This is a genomic window from Paraburkholderia sp. CI2 (assembly GCF_014201055.1).
In the GTDB taxonomy this organism is placed as follows: domain Bacteria; phylum Pseudomonadota; class Gammaproteobacteria; order Burkholderiales; family Burkholderiaceae; genus Paraburkholderia; species Paraburkholderia tuberum.
Genome location: NZ_JACHDL010000057.1, coordinates 1 through 9,646, shown reverse-complemented (window position 1 = coordinate 9,646; position 9,646 = coordinate 1). Strand labels below are relative to the sequence as shown.

The window sequence follows — 9,646 nt, the reverse complement described above, 5'->3', positions numbered from 1 at the left end:
TTGATCCACCGTCGAGATTTACTGCTACGTCGCCCTCAGGAAATTCAAACACCGAAAACACAGAACCGATCATATTGACACGAGAAGTCATATCACCCTGGAGGCATGAGAGAGAAACGTAAAGTCTACCCGACAGACGTGTCAGACGAAGAATGGAGCTTCGTGGCAGCGTATCTGACGTTGATGGATGAGAGTGCACCACAGCGTAAATGCGAGTTGCGCGAGATGTTCAATGCTTTGCGCTGGATGGCTCGCGCTGGGGCTGCGTGGCGAATGCTGCCGACCAACTTTCCGCCGTGGGAACTCGTGTACCAGCAGACGCAACGATGGCTGGCGGCCGGCTGTTTCGAGTGCATGGTGAGTGATCTTCGTTCGATCATCCGTGTCGGGCAGGGGCGGCAGGGGCAGCCCAGCGCGGTGATCCTTGATGGCCGTACGATGCAATCGACATGTGAGAGCGGTCCACGCGCAGGCTATGACGGCTACAAGCGCAAGCGTGGCAGCAAGGCGCATATGGCGGTCGACACGCTGGGTCAGTTGCTCGCCGTACACGTGACACCGGCCAACGAGCAGGAGCGGGCACAGGTGGCAGAGCTGGCGCGCCAGGTGCAGCAGGCAACGGGAGAAACCGTGAAAGTGGCCTTTGCAGATCAGGGTTACACGGGCGAAGCTCCTGCGCAGGCCGCGCGCGCTCAGGGAATTGATCTCCAGGTGGTCAAGCTCGATGAAGCGAAAAAGGGTTTCGTGCTGTTGCCACGTCGATGGGTAGTCGAGCGCAGCTTCGGATGGCTCAACCGCTTTCGACGCCTCGCACGTGACTACGAACGCTTGCCCGAAACACTCGCAGGTCTGCATTTTGTCGTCTTCGCCATGCTTATGCTTGTCCATGCAATCCCAGTACTTCGAAGTTCCGTCTAGGTTCGTCGTTATCGGTGAATGACTCAAGGGGTCGGCTATGCCTTCTGCATGGAGCGAGGCACGTGAGGCGATCCGACGTCGCAGGCCGTGGGACTCAGTACGGCCAGGAGCGGGCGGCAGCATCCATGTATGGCCGGACGTTCAGGCGTCTGTTCCGGATCGAACAGCGGTCAGTGTCTTCGTGGCTAAACGTGGAGGAGGCAGTTACCTCGACATCACGAAATCATCTCGGGAGCCAACGCAAATTAGCGATATGTCCTTGCGGCACCGGTACGATGTCTGCGACAACTATGAGCCGTAACGATTTGCTTCCTCCGAGACTCAAAATGTCTTCATGAAGGGGGTGGCATGGATGATCACTTTCGGGTTAATCCGCTGATCCGAGACCTCGATACTTGCTTCAAAAAATTTTCGGGACAGACCATTCTTCACAGCATCCACGCGGTACTGAATTTCCTTTAGCCGAAGCGTCCGAGGATGACTCATTGTCACTGTTGTGAGCCAAAGCTCGGTGTCCGATGGTTTCAATTCAACAAGCTCTCTGAGATATCGTTCTATACCTAGGCGCTGAAACTGCTGATTCACTTCTTCCGGGGCGTAGCGAATAGCATGCGGGCTTTCAAATCCCGTGCCACCACCTTGACTGTGCGATCTCTGCCAGCCGGCTAATCCCACTTCGATACCCGGAAACAAGAGCTTCTCGTATCCCTGCCTGCCTTGTGGAAGTCCTAGGCGGCTCTGTATAACTGTCGCTCCAAGTGCGTCCTTGAAAGTTCGCTCACTGAAGTGCATGTTTTCCTCTTCGCCGTCCGGTGGTTGGTAATGTAGGTAAACGACTTGCCTCATGCAATTCTACGGACGTAAGCAAGATAGCGAGTCGCGAACCAACGAAATTACCCTGAAAATGGCCGCTATGGGTTGCGTTCTGCCCTCGGCGGCGCCGCTGACATCGTTCAGCGGCGATCGGCAAAAGTCGGCCATCTGCGGCCGATCCCTCACCGGCTCCTAACGTCACTCCTACGACCTTTGAACATCCGTTTGCGGACGCTCGTCAGCGCTCGCAGCCACGGCCATCAGCGGTAGCAGCGGCGAGCGCAAGGTGGCATGTTCGGAGATGCCGCACGTGTTACCACCGGCGAAGCGATTTTCAGATTCGCGAGATCCGTTCCTCTAATTTCATCGTGTCGTCGAGTCGGCCAAGTCTTCGGTAGCAGACGGCGAGGGTTCTCAAGCTAGACTTCAGGCTGCCGTGATCGACGCGGCCATGCGTGTCGCCCTGTTCCGCTTCCGTGACCGCGCGCTCGAACCACGGCCGCGCCTCGTCGTACTTGCCGACGCTCCACAGGCAGGAGCCGAGAAAGTGCAGGCTCGTGCCGAGGCTGCCGTGATCGACGCGGCCATGCGTGTCGCCCTGTTCCTTTTCCGTGCCCGTTGTGAGAATTGGCGAAGAATGCGTTACCACAAGTAGCGCAGCCCAATGTCGCCCCAGACCCCCTTGCGGCTGCCGGTCGCCGAACTGTTGATCGAGAACTGATAGCCGAACTGGCCGTACAGGCTCATGCGTGCGTCGAGCTTTGCGGTCACGCCGGCAGCAAAGTCCATGCGCGTGAATTGCTGCGCGAGTGGTACCTGCTCCACGCCAGAGTAAGTCGTCGTTGCTTGCGCGCCCCAATCCCGCCAGATGTTGGCGCGAAGGTACGGCTGCCACACTTCCCCATTCGCGCGCTCGATGCTCCACTGCCCACGCACCCCGAGCCGCCCAGTCACGCCTGACGTCGAACCAGGATCGACCGAACCCAGCCCGTCATTGTTCTCACTCAACCCGATATGCTGCCAGATGACCTGCGCCTGAGGCTCGAGCACGAAGCCTGGTCCAAGCGGCAGGTGAAACGGATAGCCCACTTCCAGCGAAGTGGCAAACCCTGAACCGGAGATGGGCAACCGTGCAAACTGTGTCGTCGCGTCTCCGTCGTAGTGGGTGCCCTGCAGGATCGCGTCGATATACCACCCGCCGGGGCCATAGTGAGTCCAGTACGCGCCGCCCGAATACGCGTTGAGGTTGACCGAGCCGGTGTGACTCAGCACATAGGCCGTCGCGTCCGCATTGGTGATGAGACCGTCCACGTCGACGTTGCTGTTGCCGTACGCGAAATAGACGCCGGTTGCATCGTGATGGCCGGGCAGAAAGCTGCCGCGCCAGAGATCGACGCCGGCCTGTACGCCGACCATCCGGCCATTGGCACGCGAATCGGTGTAGGTCTCGTAGTGATTGTCGATCTGCTGTCCGAACACCCGCACCCAGGCCGAGTTGGCTATGCCTGCGCTGCTGGTGCCGCCCCCGGTATCGGTGAGCGTATCGCCGATGCGCTCGTGCATCGTGCCGAGCATGGTGAGGCCCAGTTGTCTCGCGAGCGGCTGCACCACCGAGTAGGTGGCAATTTCCGGCCCGATAATCGGGTATTCGCCCGGGGGCAGTTCGGCCGGAGGCGGATCTAAGGGCAGGACGTCACCATTGGGGATGCCTGGCTCCTCCGATGGCGGGACTTCGCCGGGGGGGAGGTCCGGCTCCTCCGACGGCCCGACCTGGAAATCCGAGCGCAGGAACCAGTCATCGGGGTTGCTGCCGTTGTGTCCGCCCCGGAACAGGTCGTAAGTAAATGCCCCGCCGCGCACCTCGCCAGCTAGCCCGAAGGCCCCGGCCGCGGTGGTTCCCCCATCGATCGCTTCCACCACCGGAATGCCGTTCGCGACGGTCAGCGCACCGGCGCCGCCGGCGTTGGTGACATGCACCAGTGTATTGCCGGTCGCGGTGCCACCTATGATCACCAGCTTGTCCGTCGGAGAATTATCGCCCGCGAGCACCGTATTGATGTTCATCCTGCCGCCAGCCCCGGCATAGTTGCCATTCGACACTGACAGTACGTTGCCGACGATCGGATCCGAAGCCAGGTTGACCGTTCCTCGATTGAGCAGGTTGCCGATGACGGTGAAGGTGCCCGCCGGTGACGTGCCAAACCCTGGCGTGCCGTTGCCGGCCGCTACCATACCGTCATTGGTCACCGCCCCGGTGACAGTACCGAAACCGCCCAGCGTGGCGCCCGATTCCACCACGACCGGCCCGCCCCCCGACAGCGCCGCAGACGGATGTGCGGGGTCGCCGACGACGAGCGTGCCGGCGTTGACCGTGGTGCCACCTGCGTAGGGATTGCTGTTGGTCAGGATTGTCGTGCCGGAGCCGATCTGCGCGAGGTCACCGGTGCCCGAAATTTTGCCGGCAAAGGTGACCGTATCGCTGCGGTTGAAGGCCAATGTGCCGTTGTCGGTGACGTTGCCCACGATGCCACCACTGGTGCCCCCGTTACCGAGTTGCAGCGTACCGGCGCTGATCGTGGTGCCGCCGGTGTAAGTGTTGCCGCCTGTGAGCACTATCGTGCCGCCATCCACGCCGTCCTGCGTGAGGTTTCCTCTGCCAGTGATCGCTCCTGGAACAAGCACCGTATCGCTGCGATGGAAGACCAGCGCACCATTGTCGAGAATCGCGCCGCTGCCGACGCTGCCGGTCGAGCCACCATCGCCAACCTGTAGCGTGCCGGCGGAGATCGTCGTGCCACCGGAGTAGCTGTTGTCCGCAGCCAGCACCAACGTACCTGGGGCCTGCATCGCGAGCGTGCCAGCCGAGGTGCCGTCGGAGATGGTGCCTGACAGCGTCTGCACTGTGCCCGAGGGTGGCGTGAAGTTGCCAGTGCCGGTGATAGCAATGTTGTTGGCGACCGTGAAGTTGCCGTTGGTGAAGGACAGCGTCGTCCCGTTGGCCATCCTTAAGGTGGACTGAGATGCATTGCCGAGCGCCGAGTCGTTGCCGACGCTGATCGTACCTTCGCCAAGAAGCGTATCGCCAACATAGGTGTTGCTGCCGGTCAAAACCAGTGTGCCGAGGCCGAGCTTGGTTAGCTGGCCGCCATTCTCGAGGTTCTGGGAGACCGTGAATACATTGGCACCGTCTGCGACGTCGAACCCGCCACCGTTCGCGGCCCAGGTAATCCCTCGCGTAGGCTCGATCGCTATGTAGCCTGTGCCTGTAACCTGGAGGATGCCGCCGTTGAAAGTCAGTCCGCTGTTCGCTGGGGTGCCGAGACTAACGCCGCTTGCGACCGACAGCTCACCGCCGAGCAATGTCCACGGTGTACCAGCCTGCACAGGCGTGCCGGTAAGCGTCCAGACGCTGGAGCCAGTTTTCACGAACTCGGTGAAGCCCTGGTACTGCGCAGGGGCGCCAACGCTCGACGCACTGAAGCTTCCATTGTTGCTGCCGCCAAGCGCCAGCGTGCCTGATGCGCCCGATTGGACGACCACATTTCCGCCGATAACGAAACCCTGACGTAGCTCCAGATAATTGGCGCCGCCGGTGAAGGTGATGGCATTGACCTGCGACGGGCTGACACCGCCCGGCACGTTCCCTCCGGTGAACCCGCCAATAATATTCCCGCTGTTATAGATCGTCAGATTGTCGCCGACGATCCCAACCCCACCGCTGCTCGTCGCGCTGCTGCCGGCACGTAACGTGGCGCCGCCGTTGCCGCCTTGAATCGTGCCGCCGCTGTTGTCGGTGATGGTGAGACTGGAGCCGCTGATGCCAGCGCCGCCATTGCCGCCAATGGTGATAGCGCCTGGCGTCGGCAGGGATGCGTCGCCGCCATTGCCGCCGCGAATCGTGCCGCTGTTCTCGATGCTGAAGGTATTGATCGGGGTGGCGTTCACCGCGGTTGCCCTGATGCCGGCGCTGCCGTTACCGCCCTCCGTAAAATTTCCGTTTCCGCTGTTTCCGCCGCGGCCTCCCTGGATCGTGCCGGTATTGGTTAGCCCGACCCCGGTGGCGTTGAGATTGACGAAAACGCCAAAACCGCCGTCGCCGCCTTCGCCAGCCGATCCCTGAATGCTGCCGCTTCCGGTCACCCCGCCGTTTCCGCCGGTCCCGCCGGCTCCGCCGTTGATCTGCCCGTTGTTGGTGAGACTGACTCCGCTGTTGATCACGAGGCCATAACCGCCAGCGCCGGCGCCGCCGCCGCCGATCGACGCTGCCCCGCTCGGCACGCCACCATTGCCACCATTACCGCCGTTTCCACCGGCGATCACGCCGCCTGCGGGGTTCTCCAGTGACGACGGCAGGACCCCATGGGCGCCGGCGCCACCGCCGCCGCCACCACTGTTGGGGCCGCCGTTGTTGCCGTTGGCACCCTGGCTTCCGCCGCTGCCGCCGGCAGTTCCGCCACCAGCGCCACCAGTGCCACCGGCGGTTCCGGCGCCGGCGCCGCCTCCGCCTCCGGAACCGCCGCTCGTGGTCGCAGCACCAGAGCCGTTCGTGCCTGCTCCAAGCGGATTGCTGGCACCGCCGGTGCTTGGCGTATTACCCGTCGTGGCACCCCCGCCATAGCCACCGCAGCCGTCGATCTCCTCCGCAACAAAGGCGCCGGTTGAGTCAATGCAGGGAGGCTGCGCCATCGCGCGTTCCGACGGTTGCAGGGCGGCGAGCACGGCGAGGTTCAGCAGAATGAGCGCGGATGCGTGAAGCCTCCGGCCTGGAGCGACCGGCCTGCCACGGCGCGCCGGGCCAGGTCGGCTAGCCAGATCGCAGGAGGGCGCGCAATGGGGGGCTTCCAGCGCAAGCCATGTAGCGAGAGGCAGCGCAGCCAGTCCCGGCAACTGGCCGGGTTGCCTTATCGCGACATTCAGGAACGATGTTATTGGCAATAGGACTGGAATATCTGACGAAGCGCCTGTGCACCGGATTCGCCTGCTCGGTACGAACGGGATTCTTTTCAGTTGCCTATGCTTCACCATTTCCCCCTTAGACCAGGTCGACTTCTGTCGAAACGGGAATGCGCGGGACGTCGGCGATATGCCACCGACAGTTCGAAAAGCTGGCGAAAAAATCACTCAACAAATATAGACACTTTCAACGGGGAGCGGGGCGCGAATATGTGATTGCGACGTGAGACCCATCGTGAAACTATCGGGACGCAAATTCTCGCTGGTCCCAAGGTTAGCGAACATTAAAATGCCTTCCGCTATGGAGGGATCGGCAAGACGCACCGAGCAAGCTGCGATTAATCAGCGACACGCTTGCAGGTGTGCCTGCCATGTTTCCAGGAACTGCAGCCCGTGAACGGCTTTAACGTCATACCGTCGCGCCTGCCACATAGCCGTGAATGTCGGCTACCCTGACCGGAGCGGGCGTTTGAGTGTCTGGGGGACACGCCGGCGAATGGCAGAAGGTGGCCGAGAGCACCAGTTCAATGAAGGTCCTGTAGAGCGACCGTTGAAAATCGTCGACGGCCGCTTTCGGGCGGCTTCTGTGGATGAGTACTGTCGGCCATAAGCAGCCGCCGGAACCCAACCTGCGACCGTCCGTTCCCCATTGGCGGATTCAACCGGTCGATGCAACACAATGAACGTCGCATGAGCGACGAGGTCGTTGCGCTCCGCGTCGACGCGAGCCCGCTGTTCCGCAACGCTCGCTACGCGACGAAATGACCGTGCCGGCTTCTGCGGGCCCTTCTCCAGTCACGAACGCCTGTTGCAAGGCAATGACGTAGTGTTTGACAGTCATGTTTGATCCTCGGTTGATAAACGCGCCGCATGGTCGGAAAGGCGCGGTGGCATTGATATCCTCTCTCTGCCATGACTGGACCTGTTCGACGCGACAGGCTACCGAGCCGGCGAAATGCCGCTGGCTGGCGACAGTCTGCGCAGCAAGATCGACACCTATACCAACGTATCGCCGGCTGACCACATGGATTAAGCGACGATCCCAATGTAGGGATGGTTCAATCGTTCGCCTCGGTCTATCGTTCTTCCAAGCGGGAAAGTCTCATTCCGCTGAAGAGCGACCCGAATCAGACAGCACGAGGTGAACGGTTCCATGGACAAGTTCATGAGCATGCGCATCTTCTCCCGAGTAGTCGAGGCGGGAAGCTTCAGCGTCGTTGCGGAGCATATGAGTTGCAGCAAGGGGAACGTATCGCGTGCCGTCTTGTCACTCGAAGACCAGCTGCAGGCGCGGCTCCTGCAACGCACGACACCTCGGGTATCGCTGACGGAACCCGGCAAGCGCTACTACCAGAAGTGCAAGAGAATCCTGGCCGACCTCGACGATGCCGAAGCCGAAGCACGCGACGCCCACACCCGCGCGCGCGGAAAACTCTGCGTTCACTGCGTAACCGATCTCGGCCTCGGACAGTTGACGCACTCGATCATCGAATATCGCAGGCGTTTTCCTGCCGTTTCAGTGCATCTTAAGTTCCTGCCGCCTATGGCGAACCTGATCGCAGACGAGGTGGACGTCTCCATCGTGTCCGCGCCGACGCTGCCCGACTCGCGCAACGTATGCAAGCTGATCTGGCAATGCGAACGTGTACTGGTGGCCGCGTCCGCTTTTCTTCAGACGCATCGGATCGAAAGAGCGAGCGACCTCGAAGATCATGCGCTGACGCCGATCCCCTTCAACGCCAAACCCGATGACCATCCCATCAGGTTGAGCCTCGTCAGGTCCGCGGAACCTGAAGCGGGCAGCCAGTTCGTCATCAACGACACCGAGGCGACCCGTCTCGCGACGCTGGCAGGCGCAGGCATCGCGGCATTGCCGGTCCATTGCGTGATTGACGACATCCGGAATGGAAAGCTCATTCAGTTATTCCCTGAGTGTCGTCTTCAACGCACGAGAGTGTTCGTCGTCTATTCATGTAGACATCATATCGACGCGAAGATCAAAACCTACGTCGACTTTATGACGTCGCACCTGAGGGAAACGCTCGATAGCAGTTTCGGGAGCGTGCCCGCCAGTGAAGCGCTCAATCGCGTTGCGCAGATTCGATTGGCTTCGGGCCTTTCTGATGTACGCAATACAACCTGAACCGTCAGATATTTATCGTCGTTGGTCAATTAAAAACGCGCTGTGTGACTTTCTTTCGCGCGTGATGGAGAACGCAAGATGTATACGATCAGACTACCTCGCATTCGGGCAAGGTATGTCGTTGCCGCGTGTATTGTGGCAATTGCCGCAATGTGTGAGTCTCGAACGCCCGGTCTGATGCAGGCCATTCTCGTCGTCGGTGCGAATGCGCAATTGCCGCTCGAAAGCCTGGCCGCAGAGAGTCCAGAGAACGCCGAGCCCTCGCCTGTTGCTACCGTCGCCGACCGTTCCGAACGGAAGGCGCATGTCCCGACGCAAGGCCGCCCCGCCACGCAAATGCTAGAAGAATACAACTCTCCCGTGCGCATTCGACGCGAGCGCCGTAGCGTGACTGGCTACGAGCGAAGCGTGACCAGTTTCAAGTACTGGACGTAGACTCACCGCGCACTTCATTCACCCGTTCTCATCGATACACAAGCGGTCGCGATCGGGCTGAATTTCTGAGGTGGAGACTCGCCCCGATGACGATCACGCACGAACAAGCCATGTCGATGAGCATCCCGTCCAAGCCGCTGGCCTACGACTCTCAATGCTGCGATCTTGCCATACATAAACCGTACAGTTTATTTTCGTTGACGTGGGCGGTGACCTTGATAACTATACTGACCAGTATTGTAAAACGCGAAAGGGAGTAGGAGATCATGCAAGAGAGATATTTGACAAGGCGCCAGACCACCCGGATCGTCATCGTCGGCGGCGGCATCGCTGGACTTCTGCTCGCGACCAGGCTGGGCAACACGCTTGGCCGCAGCGGCCGCG

At 60.8% G+C, this 9,646-nt stretch carries 6 protein-coding genes; 3 read left to right on the top strand and 3 right to left on the bottom strand.

The window, feature by feature from the left end:
- The first annotated feature begins 105 nt into the window (after window positions 1–105).
- Entirely contained in the window at window positions 106–918 is an 813-nt protein-coding gene (locus HDG32_RS35780) for an IS5 family transposase (protein WP_184074548.1), read from the top strand.
- Window positions 919–1,239: 321 nt separating this feature from the next.
- Here HDG32_RS35780 and HDG32_RS35775 read toward each other — a convergent pair whose 3' ends face one another.
- From HDG32_RS35775 to HDG32_RS35765, 3 genes are all read right to left on the bottom strand, one after another.
- Entirely contained in the window at window positions 1,240–1,764 is a 525-nt protein-coding gene (locus HDG32_RS35775) for a polymorphic toxin type 4 domain-containing protein (protein ID WP_184074546.1), read from the bottom strand.
- A gap of 301 nt (window positions 1,765–2,065) precedes the next feature.
- On the bottom strand, window positions 2,066–2,380 hold the full coding sequence (locus HDG32_RS35770) for a tetratricopeptide repeat protein (RefSeq protein ID WP_184074544.1): 315 nt from the start codon (window positions 2,378–2,380) through the stop codon (window positions 2,066–2,068).
- Window positions 2,374–6,450, bottom strand: a complete 4,077-nt coding sequence (locus tag HDG32_RS35765) for an autotransporter outer membrane beta-barrel domain-containing protein (protein WP_184074542.1) — start codon at window positions 6,448–6,450, stop codon at window positions 2,374–2,376. The genes HDG32_RS35770 and HDG32_RS35765 overlap by 7 nt, the downstream gene beginning before the upstream one ends.
- A gap of 1,387 nt (window positions 6,451–7,837) precedes the next feature.
- Between HDG32_RS35765 and HDG32_RS35760 the strand changes: the two genes are divergently transcribed.
- Both HDG32_RS35760 and HDG32_RS35755 read left to right on the top strand, forming a co-directional pair.
- Window positions 7,838–8,827, top strand: coding sequence for a LysR family transcriptional regulator (locus HDG32_RS35760; protein ID WP_184074540.1), 990 nt, complete (start codon window positions 7,838–7,840; stop codon window positions 8,825–8,827).
- A gap of 177 nt (window positions 8,828–9,004) precedes the next feature.
- Window positions 9,005–9,262, top strand: coding sequence for a hypothetical protein (locus HDG32_RS35755; protein ID WP_260336727.1), 258 nt, complete (start codon window positions 9,005–9,007; stop codon window positions 9,260–9,262).
- The last annotated feature ends 384 nt before the right edge of the window (window positions 9,263–9,646 follow it).

Bases quoted from the DNA above. Each gene is read 5' to 3' on its own strand.
- HDG32_RS35780 (WP_184074548.1), top strand. From the start codon at position 106: ATGAGAGAGAAACGTAAAGTCTACCCGACAGACGTGTCAGACGAAGAA.
- HDG32_RS35775 (WP_184074546.1), bottom strand. From the start codon at position 1,764: ATGAGGCAAGTCGTTTACCTACATTACCAACCACCGGACGGCGAAGAG.
- HDG32_RS35760 (WP_184074540.1), top strand. From the start codon at position 7,838: ATGGACAAGTTCATGAGCATGCGCATCTTCTCCCGAGTAGTCGAGGCG.
- HDG32_RS35755 (WP_260336727.1), top strand. From the start codon at position 9,005: ATGCAGGCCATTCTCGTCGTCGGTGCGAATGCGCAATTGCCGCTCGAA.